25 protein-coding genes are annotated in these 22,803 nt (G+C 42.4%); 13 read left to right on the top strand and 12 right to left on the bottom strand.

What is annotated here, in order from left to right:
- The first annotated feature begins 110 nt into the window (after positions 1-110).
- The 3 genes from AR334_RS03665 to AR334_RS03655 all read left to right on the top strand — a co-directional run bounded on the left by AR334_RS03665 (position 111) and on the right by AR334_RS03655 (position 3,471).
- Positions 111-1,703: a long-chain-fatty-acid--CoA ligase gene (locus AR334_RS03665; protein ID WP_066305007.1), complete on the top strand. Its 1,593-nt coding sequence runs from the start codon at positions 111-113 to the stop codon at positions 1,701-1,703.
- Between the two features lie 109 nt (positions 1,704-1,812).
- A complete protein-coding gene (locus AR334_RS03660; protein ID WP_066305002.1) occupies positions 1,813-2,949 on the top strand; it encodes an acyltransferase family protein in 1,137 nt (378 codons plus the stop codon).
- A gap of 3 nt (positions 2,950-2,952) precedes the next feature.
- Positions 2,953-3,471, top strand: coding sequence for a hypothetical protein (locus AR334_RS03655; RefSeq protein ID WP_066305001.1), 519 nt, complete (start codon positions 2,953-2,955; stop codon positions 3,469-3,471).
- A gap of 436 nt (positions 3,472-3,907) precedes the next feature.
- Here the strand turns inward: AR334_RS03655 and AR334_RS28695 are convergent, their stop codons facing one another.
- Positions 3,908-4,567 (bottom strand): IS200/IS605 family accessory protein TnpB-related protein, encoded by a 660-nt coding sequence (locus AR334_RS28695; RefSeq protein WP_172799144.1) that lies wholly within the window; start codon positions 4,565-4,567, stop codon positions 3,908-3,910.
- Between the two features lie 1,093 nt (positions 4,568-5,660).
- On the opposite strand from AR334_RS28695, the gene AR334_RS03640 reads away from it, so the two are divergent.
- Entirely contained in the window at positions 5,661-5,909 is a 249-nt protein-coding gene (locus AR334_RS03640; protein ID WP_156431161.1) for a hypothetical protein, read from the top strand.
- A gap of 271 nt (positions 5,910-6,180) precedes the next feature.
- Positions 6,181-6,618: a GNAT family N-acetyltransferase gene (locus tag AR334_RS03635; RefSeq protein WP_066304992.1), complete on the top strand. Its 438-nt coding sequence runs from the start codon at positions 6,181-6,183 to the stop codon at positions 6,616-6,618.
- 13 nt (positions 6,619-6,631) lie between these two features.
- On the opposite strand, the gene AR334_RS03630 is transcribed toward AR334_RS03635, so the two are convergent.
- Positions 6,632-7,687, bottom strand: a complete 1,056-nt coding sequence (locus AR334_RS03630) for a potassium channel family protein (protein WP_253701180.1) — start codon at positions 7,685-7,687, stop codon at positions 6,632-6,634.
- 143 nt (positions 7,688-7,830) lie between these two features.
- On the opposite strand from AR334_RS03630, the gene AR334_RS03625 reads away from it, so the two are divergent.
- Positions 7,831-8,289 (top strand): hypothetical protein, encoded by a 459-nt coding sequence (locus AR334_RS03625; RefSeq protein WP_066304987.1) that lies wholly within the window; start codon positions 7,831-7,833, stop codon positions 8,287-8,289.
- 154 nt (positions 8,290-8,443) lie between these two features.
- Complete coding sequence (locus AR334_RS03620; RefSeq protein WP_066304986.1) at positions 8,444-8,941, top strand: GNAT family N-acetyltransferase; 498 nt, start codon at positions 8,444-8,446, stop codon at positions 8,939-8,941.
- A gap of 210 nt (positions 8,942-9,151) precedes the next feature.
- Here AR334_RS03620 and AR334_RS03615 read toward each other — a convergent pair whose 3' ends face one another.
- The 5 genes from AR334_RS03615 to AR334_RS03595 form a co-directional block, all read right to left on the bottom strand.
- A complete protein-coding gene (locus tag AR334_RS03615) occupies positions 9,152-9,769 on the bottom strand; it encodes an RraA family protein (protein ID WP_066304982.1) in 618 nt (205 codons plus the stop codon).
- Positions 9,770-9,874: 105 nt separating this feature from the next.
- Positions 9,875-10,108, bottom strand: a complete 234-nt coding sequence (locus AR334_RS03610; protein ID WP_066304978.1) for a hypothetical protein — start codon at positions 10,106-10,108, stop codon at positions 9,875-9,877.
- A gap of 23 nt (positions 10,109-10,131) precedes the next feature.
- Positions 10,132-10,365 (bottom strand): hypothetical protein, encoded by a 234-nt coding sequence (locus AR334_RS03605; RefSeq protein WP_156431160.1) that lies wholly within the window; start codon positions 10,363-10,365, stop codon positions 10,132-10,134.
- Positions 10,362-10,598, bottom strand: a complete 237-nt coding sequence (locus AR334_RS03600) for a hypothetical protein (protein WP_253701172.1) — start codon at positions 10,596-10,598, stop codon at positions 10,362-10,364. Before AR334_RS03600 ends, AR334_RS03605 begins: the two co-directional genes overlap by 4 nt.
- Before the next feature lie 224 nt (positions 10,599-10,822).
- Positions 10,823-11,500: an SOS response-associated peptidase gene (locus AR334_RS03595; RefSeq protein WP_066304976.1), complete on the bottom strand. Its 678-nt coding sequence runs from the start codon at positions 11,498-11,500 to the stop codon at positions 10,823-10,825.
- 63 nt (positions 11,501-11,563) lie between these two features.
- On the opposite strand from AR334_RS03595, the gene AR334_RS03590 reads away from it, so the two are divergent.
- Complete coding sequence (locus tag AR334_RS03590) at positions 11,564-12,349, top strand: arylamine N-acetyltransferase (protein ID WP_066304974.1); 786 nt, start codon at positions 11,564-11,566, stop codon at positions 12,347-12,349.
- A gap of 262 nt (positions 12,350-12,611) precedes the next feature.
- Here the strand turns inward: AR334_RS03590 and treR are convergent, their stop codons facing one another.
- From treR to treP, 3 genes are all read right to left on the bottom strand, one after another.
- Positions 12,612-13,325, bottom strand: coding sequence for a trehalose operon repressor (gene treR, locus AR334_RS03585; protein ID WP_066305250.1), 714 nt, complete (start codon positions 13,323-13,325; stop codon positions 12,612-12,614).
- Positions 13,326-13,338: 13 nt separating this feature from the next.
- A complete protein-coding gene (gene treC / locus AR334_RS03580) occupies positions 13,339-15,006 on the bottom strand; it encodes an alpha,alpha-phosphotrehalase (RefSeq protein ID WP_066304972.1) in 1,668 nt (555 codons plus the stop codon).
- A 61-nt stretch (positions 15,007-15,067) separates the two neighbouring features.
- Positions 15,068-16,492, bottom strand: coding sequence for a PTS system trehalose-specific EIIBC component (treP, locus tag AR334_RS03575; RefSeq protein ID WP_066304970.1), 1,425 nt, complete (start codon positions 16,490-16,492; stop codon positions 15,068-15,070).
- A 573-nt stretch (positions 16,493-17,065) separates the two neighbouring features.
- On the opposite strand from treP, the gene AR334_RS03570 reads away from it, so the two are divergent.
- Together AR334_RS03570 and AR334_RS03565 are read left to right on the top strand one after the other, a co-directional pair.
- Positions 17,066-17,617: a GNAT family N-acetyltransferase gene (locus AR334_RS03570; protein ID WP_066304969.1), complete on the top strand. Its 552-nt coding sequence runs from the start codon at positions 17,066-17,068 to the stop codon at positions 17,615-17,617.
- A gap of 39 nt (positions 17,618-17,656) precedes the next feature.
- Positions 17,657-18,064: a VOC family protein gene (locus AR334_RS03565; protein WP_066304968.1), complete on the top strand. Its 408-nt coding sequence runs from the start codon at positions 17,657-17,659 to the stop codon at positions 18,062-18,064.
- Between the two features lie 184 nt (positions 18,065-18,248).
- On the opposite strand, the gene AR334_RS03560 is transcribed toward AR334_RS03565, so the two are convergent.
- Both AR334_RS03560 and AR334_RS03555 read right to left on the bottom strand, forming a co-directional pair.
- Positions 18,249-18,641, bottom strand: a complete 393-nt coding sequence (locus AR334_RS03560; protein ID WP_066304966.1) for a thiol-disulfide oxidoreductase DCC family protein — start codon at positions 18,639-18,641, stop codon at positions 18,249-18,251.
- A 241-nt stretch (positions 18,642-18,882) separates the two neighbouring features.
- Positions 18,883-19,983, bottom strand: coding sequence for a DUF4236 domain-containing protein (locus tag AR334_RS03555; RefSeq protein WP_066304962.1), 1,101 nt, complete (start codon positions 19,981-19,983; stop codon positions 18,883-18,885).
- 21 nt (positions 19,984-20,004) lie between these two features.
- Between AR334_RS03555 and AR334_RS03550 the strand changes: the two genes are divergently transcribed.
- The 3 genes from AR334_RS03550 to AR334_RS03540 all read left to right on the top strand — a co-directional run.
- On the top strand, positions 20,005-21,201 hold the full coding sequence (locus tag AR334_RS03550) for an NAD(P)H-dependent flavin oxidoreductase (protein ID WP_367576350.1): 1,197 nt from the start codon (positions 20,005-20,007) through the stop codon (positions 21,199-21,201).
- Between the two features lie 32 nt (positions 21,202-21,233).
- Entirely contained in the window at positions 21,234-21,881 is a 648-nt protein-coding gene (locus AR334_RS03545) for a phosphatase PAP2 family protein (RefSeq protein WP_066304961.1), read from the top strand.
- Between the two features lie 418 nt (positions 21,882-22,299).
- Positions 22,300-22,803 (top strand): transposase (locus AR334_RS03540; RefSeq protein WP_172799143.1); only part of this gene is annotated, 504 nt, incomplete at its 3' end.

Below are 22,803 nucleotides of genomic sequence, written 5' to 3'. Positions count from 1 at the left end.
CCTGCTCAAACTGATTTATTTTTTGACAAAATTTTTCTATATATTTAAAAAATGGTATGATAGAATAATTTTAGTTAGAAAATTCGAAATATTACTTAGGGGGGATTGGAATGAATGTACCTTTAGTACTGCCACAATTTTTGGACCGGGCCGTATCGTTGTATGGGGACAAGCAGGGCGTATACTGTGATGGACGCAGCTTTACTTACGCTGAGTTGAATGCTCGGGTGAACCAGCTTTCGCATGGTTTGAGAGATTTAGGTGTTGAAGCGGGCGACCGGGTTGCCTTCCTGGCACCCAATACTGTTGAGATGCTCGAAGGCTTCTACGGGGTGTTTCAACTTGGCGCGATTATGGTGCCGCTTAACATCCGGTTAAAGCCCGAGGATTATTTGTTCATTTTGAATCACAGCGAGTCCAAGGTACTCCTGGTTGATGGGGACCTTTATAATCTGATTAAGCCAATCAAAGCCGACCTCACCACAGTTGAGCATATTATTGTCCATTATAAAGACGCAGAAACAAATGAAACCGATTACGACCATTGGATCGCTCGTTATCCAGAGACAGCATTTGACCGTGCCGAGCTGGATGAGGATGACGTATGCAGCCTGCTTTATACGAGCGGCACCACTGGGAACCCAAAAGGTGTCATGCTGACACACCGCAACAATTATTTGCATGCGTTAAGTACGATGCACCATTTACGCGTCAGTGACCGTGATGTTTACCTGCATGTTCTGCCGATGTTCCATGTAAACGGCTGGGGTTCGCCGTTTTACTATACGGCGAACGGCGCAAAGCATGTTTGTTTGCGGAAAGCTTCGCCGGAGTCGATTTTTCAAGCCATTGTCGAACAGAAGGTAACGGTGCTCCATATGGCCCCGACCGTGTTGAATACGCTCCTGCAGTATTATGAAAAAAATCTCCCTGAAATTGAGCAGCAAGTGCGGGTTGTGATTGCAGGTTCGGCACCGCCGCCGGCATTTGTTACCCGGGTTGAAAAAGAGCTTGGCTGGGAGTTCGTTCAGGTTTACGGGATGACCGAATCCTCGCCATTAAGCCTTGTTTCAACCATCCGTTCGGAACTGGACATTCTCTCACCTGCAGAAAAAGCGCGGATTAAAGCAAAGGCAGGCTACCCGATGATTGGCGCTGATGTGAAGGTGATCAATGAGCACGGGGAAGAGGTCGCCCATGACGGCAAGGAAATCGGGGAGGTCGTGACGAGGAGCCACGGCGTTATGCTCGGCTATTGGAAAAATCCTGAAGCGACAATGGAGGCCATCCGCGATGGCTGGCTCCACACCGGTGATATGGGGACCGTTGATGCCAACGGGTATATCGACATTGTTGACCGGAAGAAGGATATTATCATTAGCGGCGGGGAAAACATTTCTTCCATTGAGGTTGAAGGGGCGCTGTATGAACACCCTGCCGTGTTGGAGGCTGCAGTAATTGCTGTGCCGCATGAGAAATGGGGAGAAACACCGCACGCCTATGTCGTTTTAAGGGAAGGCCAAAAGGTGAGCGAAGCCGACATCATTGCTTTTTCCCGTGAAAAGCTGGCCCATTTCAAGGCGGTAACGAGCGTTACGTTCGTGGACGAACTGCCAAAAACGGCGTCCGGAAAAATTCAAAAGGTCCATCTACGCGATGAATATTGGCGCGCCAAAGGCAATACGGGACGATTTGTAAACTAAAAAGTGCCGTCATGGGAAACCATGGCGGCTGTTTTGTGGAAAATTTTTCTTGTAGAATTTTATAGAAATCTCTACAATGAATCTAGTGAAAATTAAATGAGGGATGCATATGGGAGAAAGAAGATTTGATATTGATTGGCTACGTAATTTGGGAATTTTGTTATTGTTTCCATTTCATTCTGCAAGAGTATTTGATTACTGGGATCCGTTCTACGTAAAAAGTGCGGAACTGAGCTGGGGATTAAGCTGGTTTATTGCTGTTACTAGTTATTGGTTTATGCCGTTGCTGTTCTGGCTGGCTGGTTCGGCAAGCTGGTATGCACTGGAGCGGAGGTCGAACCGGCAATACATGAAAGACCGGGTCAATCGCTTGTTGATCCCGCTTATTGTAGGAGTTCTGTTTATCGTTCCGCCGCAGGGTTATTTTGCGCGATTAAATCATAACGGAGAGGGTGGAAACTACTTTTCTTTTTTAAAAACATTCTTTACGGATTTCAGTGATTTGTCCGGTTATTTTGGCACCTTCACGCCTGCGCACCTTTGGTTCATCTTATACTTGTTTGTGTTGTCTCTGGCCGCATTGCCGATTTTTTCATTTTTTCGAAAAAGAAACTTCGAGAAATTTAACGAGGTTTGCAGCAGGCCATCCGTTTTTATTGCCCTTTTCCTTTTATTAGTAGTAACGGAAGCGCTGCCTGCACCAGGGGGACAGAACCCGTTTTTCTTCCTTGTCATTTTCATCATGGGCTTTATTACTTCTAGCCAGCCAAGCTATCAGAAAATGTTTAACCGGGTTCGTGGGATGGGGCTTGTTGTCCTGTTGGTGACGGTCCCGCTGTGGGTTTTCTTGTTGACAAAGGATTTTCAAGGAGCCGGTTTCCTTCTGGCCGTTTTAAAAACGTTTAATCTCTGGTTAACGCTCATTGTGCTTCTGGGCTATGGTAATAAATTTTTAAATTTCAAACATAAAGCCATTCCTTATATGAATGAGGCGGCCTTCCCGGTATATATCATTCATCAAAGTGTGCTGGTTGTGATGGGATATTTTATCTTAAAATTAAACCTTGGCAACATCCTGGCGTTTTTGATCATCATGGTGTTAACGTTCGTCATTTCGCTACTAATTTATGAATTTATCATTAAGCGACTTGCGATTTTACGCTGGGCATTCGGGGTGAAGGTGAAGCCGGCTGCAGTACAAAAACAAAATATTGAAGTGAACAGGGAAATAGGAAAGGAGCTATAACATTTGTTAATACCCATGAAAAAAGAAGTTTTCGAAAACATGGATGATTCAGCGCTTGGCGCGGCATGTTTCGACCCGTTTATCCCGTCCATTCGCGGAAAAGACATCAAGGTCAAAGAAGAACTGTATCAGAAGTTGACCACGGGGCAGAAAGCGCTGTTCATGTTTAAGGCCTTTTATAACCATGCAAATAAGTCGCTGGCGGAATTTTATTGGTGGAGCGTTTATTATTATGCCCAGCCTACATCCTGGTCGGGAATCAAAAATGGCCTGAAGTACTTCGGGGCGGAAGATTTTTACAGCTTGATTCAGCAAATAGAAAATGTGTTAGTGGCAAGGGAGTTTCCAACAAGTTTGGAGGAATTTGCGGTATCCTATAATGACATCGACAAAGACCCTGGGCTTGCAGCCGCCATTGAGCCGCTCCATAAACTTTTCATTGAAATTTCGCCAGCAACATTAAAGATCATTGGCGAAAAAATCAGATCCAATCCAAACGAATTTATCAAATTTGCAGAATAAAAAAAGGAGCCATTTGGCTCTTTTTTCGATCGGAAAGACAGGAATTGAACCTGCGACCCCTTGCACCGTTCCTAAAAATATAGACATTTATTGATATTACTATCTATATGTTCTAAATGAATTAGCATTTCCATTTAGCACGCAAAACGAACAGAGCTTTTTGCGAATCGCGTTAGGGAATCACACCCTAATTCTAGAATGGATACATCCGTCTGGGAGAGTTTTTCGACCCTTCCAAACTTCATCGTGTCCGTCACAGTGCCATTTTCTTTATTCAGTCGAATGAAGTCCACGCCACAGGATACCTATTCGATACTCTAGATTGGCTGTTAGCCACGCTATTTATTACATGTAACCCTTTAAAAAATGGAGTACGTGGTCCTATTCTTCCTTGCAGGTAAATAGGAAGCGTTGCTCCAATTTCAATTGTTTTCTTTCAAATATCCGCTTTTATTATTTCAATTTTATCATGGAAATGATAATATTTTTTCCAGTATCTCGTAAGTGTCTTCCAATTGGTGTAATTTGACTTTTGTTTATCGAATTTTTGAGGGAAAGACAGAACGGAATCATATTTTGGTTTTTCCGTTTTAAAATAATAGCCTCTTCTTGCAATCATAAAGGCAGCTGAGTCATGCGAACTTAGTCCGTACCGGGCCATAAATTTCAACTGCCCGATTTGGCTCGTATAGGCGGGATTTACCTTTCTAATTCGTACTCCCGCTTTTTTTCCTTTGGATGTGATTAATTGTTGAAAGGTGGAATAGGCAAAACCTGAAAGCATCCTTGCATATTTTGTACCCATTTCTCTTAAACTGGCTTTCTTTTTGGAAAAATCCAATTTCTCGATTACAACATCCTTTTGTATGGAAAGAGCATAGGCTAGAATTTCTTTTAAAGCATCGCTTAAAGAAACTTTTACCTGTTCTTTGCTCCGGTTGTACATAGGAACATCTACCGTCCAGCTTTTGATTGGGTTGCCAAATCGGTCAATTTCACATATAGACAAAAATCCTGCATTGAGGTCGATGCCAATTAACCCATTCAGATTGGATGTACTTATTTTTGGGGTTTCTCTTTCGACAGTTGCGTTCACATACCACCCTTTTTTCTGTTTTAATAAAACGATAGGTAATGGAGGAATAGTAATATTTTTGCGGTTTGCCGTTTCGGGTATAGCCCATATAGGGAACTTTTGCCTGATCAATGAATTCTTGACCATAAGGAAATTGCACTTCTGGAAACCTGACATATTTCCCATATTTCGAAATAAAATAATTGGCCACCCGAAGGTTTAAGACGTTTTGTAAATCATAGGTGGCCGATTGGTTCCCATACGTTTCATCTCTAGAACCCACCACAAGGAACTGGGAATTTCTTGACTTAAGCCATTCTTCCTTCCACTCCCCATGATTCTTATATTTATTTTCCTTTAAATTAAATTGCTGATGGAACAACTTCCTGGAACCAAAGCATATGCGAATTTTATGATTAAGCACATCTGATTTTAATTTTTCCAATTTGTGCTGTACATTTCGGAGCCTACGCTTTTTTTGGTGAAGACAAAACTTTATATTTTTGTGTTTTTTTCTTAGTTTCGAGAAAGCTGGGCTAGTTTGGGGAATTCTCAGTAGTTTTTGCAGAAGCTTATCTTTTTGAGTGGTCTTTTTGAAGATGAATTTTTGTAAATAGGCCATTTTAGATTCTAGTTCTTGAATGTCATACTTCCTTTTTTCTAGTATAGAAGAAACTTTCCCCTCCATTTGAATCCTCAGGGAGTTGAATTGTCTGGCGGTAAGGCCGAATTGTTTGGAAAATTTCTTTTTAAGGCAAGATGTTGATATCCTTTTTATATAGGATTGAACAAATAATTTCCGCTCTAGCATGCCAAAAAAACATGCATATTCAGAAAGGTACATGTCCGATGTCAAATTATGATCCAACGGGATATTAGAAAGATTCGTTTGATATGTTTGAATCATCACCTCAATCTCCTTTCTTTCCAAAAAAAATTTAAGGAAAAATAACAAAGCAAACAAATGTTCTTGTTTAATTGTATAATAAAGGTACCAATTTGTCTAGTAATAGGTACCTTTTTAGAAAGAAACTGCTAAAGCGACCTCAAAATGCATATTATTATTCAAATTCGTCGATTATTTATATGAAAATAAGTGAAGGATTTGATGGAATTGACTAAGCAAGAAGCTTATTCCCTGATGGTGTTAATTGAAAAGGTTTACCCGATGATTACATTTAGAAATGAAATCGTCGAGTATTGGTTCCAATACTGTGCAGAAATGGAATACGAGACTATGTATGATCGGATTTCGGCCTATATCCGGTGTAGTCCATATCCTCCAAGGTTAGAGGAAATCGTCGTTTATACCAACCAACTACAAAATGAATTGTCCTTTCCAGATCCATATATTTTAAAATAGCCAAATGACACTTGTATATTTCTCCCCCTTGCAAAACTAGACGGCGCCAAAATTGATGCAGATTTCAAAAATAGCCTTTGTTTTGAAAAATATGCCAAAATCTGCACCAGGATATTTATCCAAAGAAGACTAAGACCAAGTTGTAGACTATTTATAGTCACAAAATTAAGTAGAAAAGCAGACCGGAGTAATCCGTTTTTTGCATTTAGCGCAGGAATTGAAGGAGAAATGGAGAATTTTAATTAAGAATGCTTTTTTAGGAGGATGCAGCTTGAATGTAAAAAAAGCAACAATCCATGATTTAGAAGCCGTATCAGAACTTTTTGATTTATACCGGCAATTTTATGAACAGCCGAGCGATTTAGCAGCGGCGAGAGAGTTTTTGCAGGCAAGAATGATGAATAACGAATCTGTCATTTTTATGGCCTATGATGGGGAAGAGGCGGCGGGCTTCGTCCAGTTATATCCCTCGTTTTCATCGGTCAGTATGAAACGGTCATGGGTGTTAAACGACTTGTATGTAAAAAAACAAGCCCGCGGCAAAGGCGTTGGCGAGAAATTAATCGCGAAGGCGGCTGAAATGGCGGGAGAAACCGGGGCAAAGGGATTGTTCCTGGAGACTGCCAGCGACAATCTTCCGGCTCAGAGGCTTTATGAAAAAATAGGGTTTACAAAAGAAACGAATTATTTTTACTACTTGTCCGTATAAATGGGATGCTTTTTCAAGCATCCTTTTCCATTTCTGGATTTAGCTCTTTAATGGTTTCCTTATCACAAATGACAAATAACTGGGCATCGGTTGGTATCGGCTGATCGAGCTTTTGGTTGATATGGAGATCGCCACGGTCGGCTACCAGTGTGGCCCCTTTACCCAGTAAATCCATAAACGCATCCCGATATGTTTTCCATTCAGGCTGTTTTGGAATTTCGTACATTGTCTCCCGATGCTGCGTACTCATCAATTCTGAATAGATGTTGGTGACCCCATGGGAAAACAGCGACCTTACAGCCGCGTGAGAAATCATCTCCTGTGTTGGAATGAACTCATCAACCTTAACGTGCTTAAACAATTGAATATGTTCTTGGTTGATTACCTCAGCAGTAACGTGGATTTCTTTTTTTAATTTTTCTTCAAGGGTCGTAATGGCAGTAGCAATTAGCAGGGTTTTGCCATCGACGAGGAGCGGGTCTCGATTGGCGTAGTTATCCTGGGTGATTTGGTCTGCAAAAATAATCACCCCTTTTGCTTTCGCCAGGTTGGCGTTAAACAACGTTTCTTCTTCTGTGGCATTACCTCGCACATAATATAGACGCTCTTCCATCATCGGGGCTTTTTCCAAATCGTCGATGATGACGATATCCATTTTCTTGTCCGATTTAAAAATTTCCTTAATCGCCAATTTGGATTTCGCACTCCAGCCAATTAAGATGATATGGTCCTTACCCGTATATTTCATTTTTCCTCCAACTTTCATCCGGTCAATCAGATTGACGGATTTAATCATTTTTCCAATAGAAACACTAATCAGTGCGATCCCTGTAATGTACAGGAAGATGGTATAAATCTTTCCATGGTCCGTGACAGGGGTGTAATCCCCGAATCCGACTGTTGCCAGGGTGGTTAAAACCCAATAAATCGAGGTAATATACGATTGGAATGTCTTCGGTTCAAGCAAATAAATCCCGAGCGCGGCCAGTAATATATACAACAGCACGAACGGTACAAAAATTTTATCTCTAAGTTTAATCAAGTGATAGAGCAGCTTTTTTGCTTTCATCCCCAATGTCCATCATCCCTGTAATACGTCATTCATATTCATATATTTCCCAACCTTCGCTAAAAAAGTATGACTGCTGAAAAGTATGTTTTTTTTCCTTCAAGCATAAAAAGTTCTAAGAGTATTAGAAGGGAGTCTTTTAAATGAGGGAACGAAAAAAGCGGTATGTGTTATTGCTGGTAATTTTCGTATTAAGCGCTGCTGGTTTTTTCTTGATTCATGAGAGTACCATCAAGCCCTATCAGATGTCGGGTAATGGAAATTTTGGCATCCTGTTCATGATGCCGACCGTTCCTATTTACCTTATTTTCCTATTTCAATTTGGCAGGATCATGACCAATGTAGCTCTAAAATCCAAGATTTTATTAATATTGGCTGTAATCGTTTTTAGTATATTACTATTTCTAGAAATGGCTCTGGTTGAAAATTTGGTAGCTGAGCTTGGTGGCGGACCTGAAAATCCAGCTTCAAGAATTTATCGATTTGGTTGGTTTAATCAATACACCAATACCCTCTTTTTTAATTGGGTTACTTTCTGTATGGGAATGTGCATTTCAACGTTTATTTCATCTTGTGTGAATATAGCAGAAAAGCGTGATTGAGCTTAAATATTCTTTAATAGTGGCTGCCATTTACGATGTAAAGGAGTGGCTTACAGCCAATAATATGTAAGCAGGAGACCTTTTATATTTGGCTCCTTTTTCCATTATCTGATAAAATATGAAAAGAATTTATGTTTGCCAGGGGGAAATGAAAATGGGGGAGCCATCTACTTCAACTGAAACTGTCGTGCTGGATTTTTTTATTGAAAAATATAGAAGCTATTTTGAGGATTACTTTTTATCTGAGGAACAGGTGAAGTTTACCGCGCACCCATTGGATGCCCTGCTTGCCTGTGAAAAGGATCCAACCAGATTTCCGGTTGTTATTTTTTATAATGACCTGCCGGCTGGCTTTTTTGTTTTGCATGGCTGGGAGGGTGTGAAGGAATACTGGGATAATCGATCCGCGATTCTGTTGCGGGGATATTCTGTGAATACTGCTTTTCAGGGAAGGGGAATTGCCCAAAAATCCTTAGAATTGCTGCCAGCGTTTGTGAATAAGCATTTTCCGGATCGGGATGAAATTATTCTATCGGTCAATAATAGCAATCCTCTGGCACAGCATGTCTATAAAAAGTGCGGATTTATCGATAGAGGCGTTCGGACAATGGGGAGTAAAGGGGAGTTGTATATTTATCATATGCTTTTATAATATTTAGGGATTTTTTAAAAAGAAAGGAAACATCATGAATTTCTTGTTTGAGATCATTGTCGAATTTATAATTGAGGTTGTCATTCACGGAATCATCCGGTTTTTTGCAGGAATATTTAAGTTCTTCCGTAAAATGGTTCGGAAGGTTTCGAAGCTTTTCCGGTCAGGAATATAAACAACCCCCATCCACAGCGGAAAGGGGGTTTCGTTTTATTTTCCTAATAGATGATCCAGATGCTTTAAAATTGCGTCCCGGTTTCCGGAAATCTTTGCTTCTCTTTCTTGGTCTTTTGTTAATTTTTCCAAGGCTTTTGCCAGAACCTCTTGTTCGTCGGCCTGCGGGATGACAACGATCCCATCCGCATCGCCAACGATGATGTCGCCAGGGGAAATCGGCATTCCCCCGCAGGAAATCGGGATATTGATTTCGCCGACACCGGCTTTGCCGCTAGCCGCCACAGTGGTGCCTTTGCTAAATACAGGTAAATTCAACTCTTTGATTCCCACGATATCGCGAATAACACCATCGACCACCAAACCGCCAATTCCCATTGTCTGCATCATGCCCACGACAAAGTCACCGGCAATGGCCCGGTATTGGTCGCCCTTTGCATCGACTACCAAAATATCTCCCGGTTTGGCGTTGCGGATCGCTTTAAGAACAGCTAGGTTGTCTCCAACAGGAATTTTGACTGTGAAAGCCCGGCCGGCAAGCTTGTAATCTTCCTTAAGCGGTTTGATAGATGGGTCCAGGTTGTTAAGTCCATCCATTGCGTCCGAAATGCAGGTTGTCGGCAGTTTTTTAAACTCTTGCACAAGGTTGTCCATAAAAATACCCCTTCTTTGATCATTTTCCTTCATTATACTACTATTCTGAAAAGTTGGAAAAAAATAAAAGAGGGCGTCAACAACCAATGTCGACGCCCTCAAAATTCAGATGAAACTGCTTTTCCCTGTCCAGCTATCACTAATGTCCGCATCCGCAATATACGAGATGGGGATATAGATTGGGACAAAATCGCCGTTTTGTTCCCCATAGCCTTGGTTTCGTTTGTAGGACACGAATTGGTCAATGAACAAATTGGGGCCCATATTGAGAACGGAAGCATGGTCCAGAACATTCACCTTTATGTTACCGAGATTGACAACCATCGGTGCAAATAGCAAACAACTTACCTCCCTTGAACATGTTAAATAATGCTGTTCTTGCCGGTGGCGCTGTCTGAAACATCCGGGTCAATGACATATGAAATCGGGATGTTAATCGGAGAGAGATCACCGTTTTGTTCGCCAACGCCTTGATTCCGTTTGTAGGAGGTCAACTGATCAATAAATTGATTCGGTCCTAGGTTTATAATTGAACTATTATCTACCGTATTTACCTTAAACGCCAGGAAGTTAATTGCCATTGGCGCAATATTCAAATAAATACACTCCCTTTCTTTATTGAGGGCATATCGATGATTTCATCATCAAAAGTAATATGAACAGATTGGAATATGACCAAGCCGTCGGCCATTTGCTGGCCAAAACCTTGACTTTTCTTAGCTGCAACATTGACACCATGCATGAGATTGGTACCAACAGAAACCGCACTTTTATGGTCGGGGGTGCCCAGTCTAAACTCACCAATATTGACTTTTGTGGGGATGAACATAATCATATCTCCTATAAAACATGTATTTTTAAACTATATTCGCCTGACCCACCACTTATGTACCAAAAAAAGAAAAGTGGCCAGTTACCACTTTTTAGAAGGAAAAACTTATGGGTTAGTACATCCTATGCCGGAAGGTGGACGTGCATGTAGGCAACTTGTCCGGTTTCTGAAAAAAATTTTACGTCCATGTAAGCAACTTGTCCTGGTCTGAAAAATGGGCGTCAGCAGATCTCTTGGATCAGTTCAATCGAATTATTTTTCGGTGAATTAACCAAAGAAGATACTTGATAAGCTTCCATCAGATTATGATCAAGCGGGACAAGGAATCGCGCTAATTCCTTGGGGTCGTTGATCGCCGGGTTCAGCCATGTTTTTTCATCCTCTGGCTTTAAGATTACCGGCATCCGGTCGTGGATTTCCGTCATCAGTTCATTTGGTGTTGTCGTGATAACCGAGCAGGAAAATACCGATTTTCCCTCGGGCGATTTCCATTGCTCCCAAATTCCCGCCATGGCAAACAAGTCTTCATCCTTTAATTTAATTCGCATCGGTGTTTTCGTTTTATCATCATACCGCTTCCATTCGTAAAAGCTGTCGGCGATAATTAAGCAGCGCTTTTTTTGAAAAGCCTTGCGGAAGCTTGGTTTTTCGGCAATCGTTTCGGCACGGGCGTTGATCATTTTATAGCCAATGGAAGGGTCCTTGGCCCAAGGGGGAATCAAGCCCCATTTGAGAAAACCCATCCGGTTCGCTTTACCGTCGTTAATAATTGCCAATACAGACTGTGATGGGGCAATATTGTAACTGGGAGCATAGTTTTCTTCATCTAAAAAGGCTTGAATATCAAAACGGTCAAGAATTTGATCAATTGACGCGGTTAAGGTAAAACGGCCGCACATCGTGCATCACCTCGTAAAATGGTTATGTTCATTTTAGCAAAAAACAGGACAGGAGTGAAAAGGATGGCTTCAATCGATAAATTATTCAGGGAGCGAATCGGTTTCCCGGAGCATGAACGAATATCTTTTGAAAAATTGGATGAGGTATTAGAGAAGATCGCCTTTACGGTCCCTTTCGAAAATATTTGTGTGATGAACAAAAGCTTCAAAGACATTTCGAGAGAGAATGTTGCTGAGAAAATATTAACCCGTGGGGAAGGTGGGGTATGCTATGAACTAAATACGATCTTGTATTACTTTTTGCTCGAAAATGGTTTCGACGTGAAGATGGTCGGCGGGGTGGTCTTTAATAGCAAGACCCAGGACTGGAGCGAGACGGGAAGAACGCATGTTTTGAATCTGGTGAACCATGAAGGCATGCAATATTTGGTTGACTCCGGTTTCGGAGGGAACATTCCATTAAAGCCGGTGCAGCTAAACGGTCAGGAGGTTACTTCCAGCAATGGGGAGTTTCGCGTCAAGGAAGAGGAGACAAAGCATGGCGACTTTGTCATGGAGATGAAGTTGAAGCACCGCCATGACGATTGGGCAACCGGCTATGCGTTTGACTCCACAACACCGATCACAGACGTTGAATTGAATGAAATTCAAAAAATTATTGTCGAAAGCCCGGCGTCCGGCTTTAATAAGGGTTATCTCGCAACCCGGCTTACCAGCAACGGCAGTTTAGTGTTATCGGAAACCTCGTTTACAAAGCGGATTGACGACAGGGAAGTGAAGGAGCAAATTGACCGGGACCGATTCAAGGAGTTGGCGAAGGAGCATTTTGGGTTGAAAATGGGGGACTAGGGCTCTCGTTTCACGCGAAAATGAAAATTTGCTGTTCGCGGATATATTTCAATTACCGCGGATATATTGAATTTACCGCGGATATATCCAATTTATCGCGGATATCCGTACTTTTATCGCGGATATATTCGAAATGGTCGCGGATAAAATAAAGTTCATCTCTGAAAACCTATGAAAATCTCAATTTTTATAACAAAACGGCAGAAATCCGACCAAAGATCCAACAAAAAGGAGACCTCTTTGATAAATAGAGATCTCCTTCTTAGTGCGTCCGCCTCGCAAAGTCGACAAAACGGAATTTATCAGGGCGGTGCCGTGATTCCGTATATTGAAAAAGGCTGGCGTCATCCAAATAAACAAGGTTTTTGATGACGACGATGTTGTGGAATCCGTCGAGGTCGAGGAGGGCGCGGTCTTCCTCAGTTGGTTCTTCGACGACAATTTCCTTTTTGGCAAAGCTGATCGTCAGGTTCAGCTTGCCCTCAATGTACGCATAAATCGAATCGGCGCAAATTTCTTCGGTCAATTCGGGAACGAATTTCCTGACCAAGAAATCCCGGTCCAATATGATTTTTTCGCCGCCAATCTCCCGGGTGCGAATGACCTTCCAGACCTGGTCCTTGCCGGAGAGTTGCAGCTGTTGGCGGATATAGCTGTCGGGCTTTAATAACGAGAGTTCATTGACAATTGTTTTCGGTTTCTTGCCCATTTTTTGCGCCAGCTCTTTAAAGCTGGTCAGTCCGGAAACTGGAAAATCGAATTTGGATATGTCAATGACGATAGAGCCTTTGCCTCTAACCTTTTGGATATAACCGTTTTGCGCAAGCAAGTTAAGTGCCTTGCGGATTGTTTCCCTTGAGGTGCTGAATTGTTCGGTTAATTCATGTTCGGAGGGAAGCAGTGTTCCCGGTTGAATTCCTCCGCCTTTAATTTGCTGTACAAGATGGTTATAAATGGTTAGGTATTTGTTTGTCATGAGTATCACCGTTTTACCTCTTTAGATAATAGACAACCGACTCATATGGCCGCAGCTTGATTTCACGGCCGAGCGGGGCGGAGTCCTGATAATTAGAGAGTAACACTTCAGTCGTAAAATCAGCAAGAACGAGCTGCTCTGGCAGGAAAATGGCCGTCTCCTTGCCGTAAAAATTGTTCACCACCAGCAATTTTTCCGCCCCATGGTTCCTAACAAAAGCAAAAACCTCATCATCATTTTCCAACAGCTGCTCAAAATCGCCTTCGACAATCACTTCGTACTGCTTCCGCAACTGTATCAGCTTCTGATAGTGATAGAAGATCGAGTCGTGATCGTTTAACGAGTTTTCTGCATTTATTTCCTTGTAGTTCTGTGCAACATCAATCCATGGTGTTCCACTGGTAAATCCGGCATTGTGCGTAGCATTCCATTGAACCGGTGTTCGGGAATTATCCCGTGATTTTTGTTTTAAAATCTCCAGAACTTCCCGTTCGTCCATGCCTTTGTTTTTCAAAATCTGAAACATGTTCAAGGATTCCACATCACGGTATTGGTCAATCGAGTCAAACTTCGGATCGGTCATGCCAAATTCCTCCCCCTGGTAAACGTACGGGGTACCCTGCATCATATGGAGGGCAGTGGCCAGCATTTTTGCCGATTCCTTATGATAGAACCCGTCATCGCCAAATCGTGACACGGCACGGGGCTGGTCGTGGTTGCACCAGAACAGGGCATTCCAGCCGCCGCCTTTGTTCATTTCCACCTGCCAGTCGGAAAGTATCTTTTTCAAGGCATGGAAGTCGAAGTCGGCCTTTGTCCACTTGTCGCCGTTCAGGTAATCAACCTTTAGATGATGGAAGCTGAACACCATATTTAATTCTTTACGTTCCGGTTTCGTGTATTGGATGCAGTGGTCGATGGACGTGGACGACATTTCACCGACCGTAATTACATCATATTTTGAAAAAACTTGCTCGTTCATTTCATGTAAAAACTCGTGGATTCTTGGTCCATCGGTATAAAATTTGCGGCCATCGGTATCGTCTTCCGGGAACTGCTGATTTTTCGAAATCAGGTTGATGACGTCGAGACGGAAACCATCGACGCCTTTTTTCAGCCAAAAATGCATCATCTCGTATAAGGCTTTACGCACCTTTTCGTTTTCCCAGTTCAGGTCAGCTTGGGTGACATCAAAGAGATGGAGGTAATACTGGCCGGTCGTTTCGTCAAATTCCCAGGCCGAACCGCCAAATTTGGACTGCCAGTTATTCGGCGGTTGCCCGTCTTTGCCGTCCTTCCATATATAGAAATCGCGGTACGGGTTATCCTTTGACGATTTTGCCTGCTGAAACCATTCATGTTCCGTCGATGTATGGTTGATGACGATATCCATCATGATTTTCAAGCCGCGCTCGTGGGCTTCGGAAAGGAGCTGTTCAAAGTCTTCCATTGTTCCGTATTCTTCGTAAATCTTATAGTAATCGCTGATATCATAGCCATTGTCGCGCTGCGGCGATTGGTAGATAGGGGTGAGCCAGAGGACATCTACTCCTAATTTTTTTAAATAGTCCAGTTTTTCAATAATGCCTTGAAGATCGCCGGTTCCGTTTCCAGTTGTATCTTTAAAACTTTTTGGATAGATCTGATATACTGTGGCGTTTTTCCACCAAGCTGTTGACATTTGATACACCTTCCTCGTTCTTTAATATGGAAAAGGAGGGATGCATCTCCCTCCTTCCTGATTATTTTTTAAAGGCAAATTTCTTCATGCCTGTTTTGGCAAAAATGAAAGTTAAGATAAATGGTACGACGATGGCGACAACCATTGCGACTCCAAACATGCCCATATGCTTCGCCTGGATTGACAGGATGCCAGGGAGACCGCCGACACCTATGGAGTTGGCCATAACATCAGTTCCAACTGAGATGACTGCTGCCGTCATTGAACCAAGCATCGCAGCCAGGAATGGGAAGCCGTATTTCAGGTTAATACCAAACATCGCAGGCTCGGTCACCCCAAGATAACAAGAAATCGCCGCTGGAATTGATACTTGTTTTTCCTCTTCATTTTTACGGTTGATGTAAATCATAGCCAGAACGGCAGAGCCTTGAGCGATATTAGACAACGCAATCATTGGCCATAAATTTGTGCCCCCAAGTTCGCTCATCAACTGCAGGTCGATGGCATTGGTCATGTGGTGCAAACCAGTGATGACAAGTGGCGCATAAGCAAAACCAAAGATTGCAGCAAACAGCCAGCCAAATGCAGAAGTTAAGCTTGAATACACAACATCGGAAATCCATGAACCAATTGTCCAGCCGATAGGACCCAAAATAGTATGGGCAATCAAGACAGTCGGGATTAATGCGAAGAAGGGAACGACAATCATGGAAATCGCATTTGGCACAATTTTACGCAATTTATTTTCCAAGAATGCTAATAATAGTCCTGCAAAAATGGCTGGAATAACTTGAGCCTGGTAACCAATCATTTCAATTTGAGCGAAACCAAAATCCCAGACTGGAATTTCTTTGGCACCCGCCACACCGTAAGCATTGAGTAGCTGTGGTGATACAAGGGTGATACCAAGAACGATCCCAAGAATTTGTGATGCGCCCATTTTTTTGGCAACTGACCAGGTGATACCAACTGGAAGAAAGTGGAATACCGCTTCACCAATCAGCCAAAGGAACGCGTGAACACCGGCCCAAAACTGGGATACTTCGATAATCGTTTTTGTTCCGTCTTCCATTAATTTAATATCGCCAATGACGTTTCTGAAACCAAGAATTAAACCTCCGACTACAAGCGCCGGGATGAGCGGTGTGAAAATATCGGCAAGATGCCCCATCACACGCTGCAGCCAGTTCATGTTTTGCTTTGCCGCAACCTTGGCTTCATCTTTGGTTGTTCCTTCCACATCAGCATGTTTTGTGAATTCGTTGTAAAAACTTGCCACTTCGTTTCCGATAATGACTTGGAATTGCCCGGCTTGAGTAAAAGTGCCTTTTACCAGTTTAATGGACTCTATTTCTTTAATATCGGCATTGCCAGGATCTTTTAAGACAAAACGCATTCTCGTTGCACAATGGGTAACGGCTGCGATGTTGTCTTTTCCGCCAATGTGTTCCAGCAGTTCTTTTGCCGGTTCAGTGTACTTTGACATATTGTATCTCCCCCTATGTTCAGGTTTTGAAGACCTGATTTTCTCCTTTATTTTTCAAATCATTACATGCTTAATATACAGGTAGTGTTTGCGGTTTCATTTCATTCTATGTTTAACCTGTATATACAAGTTTTGATTACGGTTTCATTCTAACTTGTATATACAGGATTGTCAATCAGGAGATTTTAGATTTATTGTTTTAAGGCTAATATTATATTTGTGTGACATTTTTCACTTTATCACTTTAAAGTGTTGTGTGAAAATTACGAAAATGATAGAATGTAATTGTTTAAATTCTTCTGAGTTTAGACCTCCTAATTTGAGAGCTTAGCAGGAAGCTAATTTCTCGCTTGGGCCTTTGACTGTAGTCGAAGGTTCTTTTTTTGTTTACTTTTAATTGGTATAATTTTGGTTTAGGAAGTGATAAGGGGGGAAATGTGATGGGATGGGCTGAACAGTTGGTATGATTCGGTCGCATTTGCGCTAGTACCTTACGCGATGCCAATGGAAGAACGGCCAAAGGAAGTCATTTTGGACAAGGAAGTTTATTTTTAGAAGGAAGGTTGCTGTCAGTTGCAAGTCAGGATTGTTGACTCATGGGACGAGGAACTGTGGAAACAGGTTTCCCGCATTTACGAGCAGGCTTTTGCTGGAAAGGGTGCCAAGCCAGAGAAAATTCTCCGAAACATGTTTCGGAAAAAGCTTTGCTTTTTGCATGTCGGCTTTATTGAGGACGAGGTAGTCGCCATGGCGTTTACGGGTGAGTTGAAAGGAGTCGGCGCGCTGTTGATTGATTATCTGGCGGTGGAAGAAGGATTCCAACACCGGGGGATTGGCCTGCAAATGGTTGAAATGATAAAGGACTGGTGCCTATCGGATGGACGATTTAATAGCATTGTCATAGAAACCGAAGCCGATCCGACTCCCGACAATCTGGCGCGTATCCAATTTTGGAAAAACTGCGGTTTCACCATAACCGATTATGTCCATTATTATATTTGGGTCGCGGAAACGTACCGGGCAATGTTTGTAAAATTGGTGCCTGATTCTGTGCTTTCGGAAAATGGGGAGGAGGTATTTCGGTTTATTAACAAGTTTCATAAGGCTTCCTACCAGGGGGCTTAAAATTTAGTCAAATACATATATGATTTGGAGTGGTTTTTGATGCGAGGACAAATTACGCCTTACTTGATGTTCGATGGCAATGCCAAAGAGGCACTGGAATTTTATCGTGATGTGTTTGGCGGAGAAATTTCTAATTTGAAAACCTATGGGGAGGCAGATTATCCAACCCCGCCGGAAGCGAATGACCGGATTATCCATGCCCAGTTTAGAAAGGGCGATTTGTTGATCATGGTGTCGGATGCATTTCCAGGCAGCAAAGTCGTCGTCGGAAATAATATCTCTTTAACTCTGGACTTTGAAAGTGAAGAGGAGATTCAAACCATCTATGATGCCCTTCGGGAAAAAGGATCCGTCCACATGGAATTGCAGGATACCTTTTGGGGAGCCAAATATGGTAAGGTCAAGGATGCCTTTGGCATGATTTGGGATTTGAATTATCAGAAATAATACCGGAAACTGGTTATGTAATCCGTATACTTGGAAAACAACCGTTACTGGTAACGTAGAGAGGTTCTACGTTACCAGTAATCAGAAAAACTACTGTTAAAGGTAACGTAGAGAGGTTCTACATGCCCGCCATCTTCAAAAGTAACATAGGAGGACACAAATAGCCTCCGCTCGACAAACCCCGTTAGTCTAAAAACCTATTTTTCCATTCCGGCAATGGAAGCATACAGCTTTCTTTTTTGCCGAACCACTTATATCGATTATTAGCGATCATCCTATATACGACATCACGAATAGGGCGGGGGATGATGAGGAAGGCAGCGAACAGTTTCCATGCTCCTGTCAGCCCCTTGCACACTTTTAACGCCGCCGTTGACTCAAGATAAACCTTCTCGTTTTCTATTAAAACAAAGCTGTTAATATCCGGATTTAACCCGAATTTATGAATCAGCTTTTGGCCAACCTCACCCTGCAAGGAAGCAAACCCAAACTGGCCTTTACGATCCCTTTTTAAAATAAATTGCACACTGCTGTTGCATAGGTTACAAACACCGTCAAATAAGATAATTCGTTCCATTTCCTCCACCTGCCTAACATTTCCACTATTTATGTATGGGTTAAGATTACCATAAATATCAAAATAACCCCACTTTTTCAAAATTTGATTGCAGGAAATAAGAAAGAGAAACCTCTATCGGAATTGATATGAGGTTTCTCTTTTTTTGGTGTGGTGTCCACCAAGGGCGGACAATTGTCCACGTTCGGTGCCTGTTCGGTGCCTGACACCAAAAGTCATTTCTACGATTGGTGCCTGACACCTAATGGATGGTCTCGCCGACATCCTCAAACCCCTGCGTCTTTTTGAATTTCATTTTGTGCGGGAAGTTGGCCAAGGCATCTGATGGGTCTAAGTTAGTAAAGTTTAGTCGGTTCAGGGTGATTCGGTCATATTTAACGGAAAGAATGGTGATGGTTTCTACGTGTCCTGTTACTGGATTGAGCCTTTCCTCAAAAGCATGTACGTAGACATAGTTGATGGGCAGCAAGGCGAGCATGTCCCGTGCGATACGGAGCGCACAGCTGCACACATAATCTTGATAAATATCATAATAGGCAGTTTTCGTTAACGCTTTCTCTGACAACTTGCCGGTTTTCGTCAATGACAACGCTTTTTCAGGGATCACGTTCCCTGCATTGACATCAAATGAGACATGAATTTCATTCGGGTTGTCTGTACCAAATTCAAAGCCACTGCCGAATTCCACCAGATCATTAAGCGGTGCAAATTCTTCAATCACTTCAAAATATGTATCGATATCGCGGTTAAGCATCTGACCGGCCACATCGTGCATCCTCTGCCAGGAAGCTATTAACTCGGCATCAGCCACTTTTGCCTTTTCAATGTCCTCGTAAAGCTTCTGTTTTTTCGACTCATCCCGGTTAAACAGCCGGTCCATTAAGCCGGGGTGGTAGGCCTGGAGCTGCTGGCGTGCCGCCAATGTATTCGGGCCCTCCTGACCGGCAAGAAATGGAGGTTCACGGTGGAGCACTTCCTGCCAGTTGATCGGATCGTCACACTCGTGATGAATGGAGCGAATCTGTTCCAAGCGATTCTCATACAGCTCCACCTGTAATCTCGCGTACTCCAATTCCTGAAGCTTTTGCTGTTCCCGCTGCATCCGAGCTAACTCATTACTTCTTTGATATGCTGGTGTCTTATACGATTTTTTGCCTGAACCGGATGTAGTCGAATAGGAAAGCCCCGAGCCGGGAATCCCGACAGTAGTGGTTCTCCTGCCGCTGCTATTGATGGAATACCGCAAACCTGGTCCACCAAAACTAACGCCAACCCCTTTTTTGCCGACATTCATCCTGACCCCTGGCGCAATTTTAAAGCTCTTTCGAAACCGTAACCCCATTTCTAAAATCCTCCTAAAAAGATGATCTTAATTAAAATTATGGCACTTGAGCCGCTGATTTTCAATTTCCTCCCAGGAATAGCTTCAATATTTCAGAGAAAAATGTTACTTTTAAAGAAACTTCAGAAAATTATGGCGGTGAAAAATATGTCGAAAAATTCATTAACCGAATTATTAAACATTCAGTATCCGATTATTCAGGCACCAATGGCCGGCGGGGTCACCTCGTCCGAGCTGGTTGCGGCCGTATCCAATGCCGGCGGGCTAGGCATGATTGGGGCAGGCTATTTGACTCCGAGTCAATTGGAAAAACAAATTAAAGAAATTCGTACGCTTACAAACAAAAATTTTGGCGTCAATCTGTTTGTCCCAACCCCATATGAAATGGATGAGAAAAAACTTCAAACAGCCAAGCAATATTTACATGAAATTTTAACAGAGTTGGAGATAAGGGATGAGCCGCCGCAGTTGCCAACCTATGAAGCTGACATAAAAACCTTCCATGAACAAGTCGATATTTTAATAGAGGAAAAGATTCCGGTTTTCTCGTTTACTTTTGGGCTTCCTTCAAAGGAAGTTGAAACGAAGTTAAAACAAAATTCGTCATTATTAATAGGAACTGCTACTACGGTCCAAGAGGCGCTTCTGAACGAAAAAGCTGGAATGGATGCCGTTGTAGTTCAGGGCGTGGAGGCAGGAGGTCACCGCGGGACCTTTCATCGGAGCGCCAATGAAAGTTTAATCGGACTAATGTCGCTGATTCCTCAAACCGCTGATCACATCTCCATTCCGATTATTGCAGCAGGAGGAATTATGGACGCTAGAGGTTTTATGGCTGCAAGATGCCTTGGAGCTCAGGCCGTGCAAATGGGAACAGCCTTTTTGGTATGCAAGGAAAGCGGAGCGAACCATCTGCACAAGGACGCCATTCTTGAAGCTACTGAAGACGAAATGGCCTTAACCAAATCTTTTTCAGGAAAAATGGCAAGAGGAATCCATAACCGTTTCATTGAGAAGTTGAAAATGGCCGAGGAGAGTCTTCCTGATTACCCATTGCAAAATGAGCTAACCAAAGCGATCAGAAAGGCTGCGGCCGTAAAAGGAAAGGCGGACTATCTTTCGCTCTGGGCTGGCCAAAGTCCACGACTGGCCAAGAAACAAACCGTAGATGAGCTTATTCAAAAAATAGTGTCCGAGGCAGAGCATCTACGAATTTGAATAAGTATTTATGATAAGAGGGGTAGGGAACAGTGAGCAGATTTACAAAAAAGCTGCCGTATTTGTTGGTCCTGTTGGTATTTCCGCTGTTAGCCGGAATATATCAATTGCTTAACAATCGGCCGAATAAAGCAGTGGTTTTGTCAACCACTTTGGACCAGGAAATTCCCTTCCTGCCAGTATTTATTATTCCATACATCCTTTGGTATGGGTATATTTTCTGCTATTTGATTTATTTTTGCTTTAAAGATACGAAGGTCTATCTTAAAACAATTTCACTGATTGTGACGGGAGAACTGATTTGTTTTCTGATTTACTTCCTTTTACAAACTCACGTCCCACGGCCGGCACTTGAGGGGGACGGTTTCATCACGTTGCTGGTTCAGTGGATTTATGACAATGACCAGCCTTACAACTGTTTTCCAAGTATCCATGTGTTAACCACGTTTGCAGTTATGCTGGCTTCGCTTCATATTAAAAATAAACATGCCCTAAACACGGCCTGCATTCATATTGTCGGAAGTATGATCATTATTTCGACACTGTTTGTGAAGCAGCATGTCATATTCGATATGATCGCATCAATGTTCCTGGTGACGTTCTTATATGGACTGACATTTGAACTGCTGTCCATTCGAGTTTTTGAAAAATCACAGGCAGCATATGTGAAAAATAAATGAAAACTCGCCGATTGGCAAGTCCGTTAGGACGAAGACAGAGGCGTAGTTGAATTTTTGCGACATAGGAAATTTGAGAAAAAATATTATACTTTCCTTTTAGCCAAATAAAAAACGGACAATCCTGTCCGTTTCAGACTGTCGACAAATCCGAAGGATTTCGGGTTTTAATCGACAGTCTTTTTTGTTTGGATACATTAACCTTGTCTGTTGATTTCCGTTCCAGGCGGCTTCGCTTTCCGCGGGCGGTTCGGTGAGCCTCCTCAGCGCTTTCAGCGCCTGCGGGGTCTCACCTGTCCCGTACTCCCGCAGGAGTCTTCGCCGCCTTCCACTCCAATCAACGGTGTGTAAAAATCAATAATGCGCACTAACACAGCCTTTTGTATAATTTAATTACAGAGAATTAATAGAGGTGAATGCAATGCTTTCTAAAAATACACAGATTAATCGTGACCAAATTGAAATGATTGCCTTAGATCAACTTGTACCGGACAATCATTTGGTTCGCAAAATAGAAGCCGCAGTGGATTTTTCATTTATCTATTCATTGGTTGAAGATTTGTATTCAACTGACCGTGGACGTTCAAGTATTGATCCTGTTGTATTAATTAAGATGGCTTTCATCCAGTATACCTTCGGTATCCGTTCGATGCGTCAAACCATAAAAGAAATCGAAACCAATATGGCGTACCGATGGTTCCTAGGATATGGCTTTTATGATAAAGTACCTCACTTTTCGACTTTTGGTAAAAACTACGAACGCCGTTTTAAGGATACAGACTTATTTGAACAAATTTTCTATCGTATATTAAAAGAAGCAGCCGATAAAAAGTTAATTAGTGAGGAACATGTATTTATTGATTCAACGCATGTTAAAGCAAGTGCAAATAAACGTAAATTTGAAAAGAAGGTAGTTCGGAAAGAA

Source organism: Bacillus sp. FJAT-29814 (assembly GCF_001510715.1).
In the GTDB taxonomy this organism is placed as follows: domain Bacteria; phylum Bacillota; class Bacilli; order Bacillales; family Cytobacillaceae; genus Neobacillus.
The sequence above is the reverse complement of the archived record's forward strand: the minus strand, read 5'-3'. Positions and strand labels throughout refer to the sequence as shown.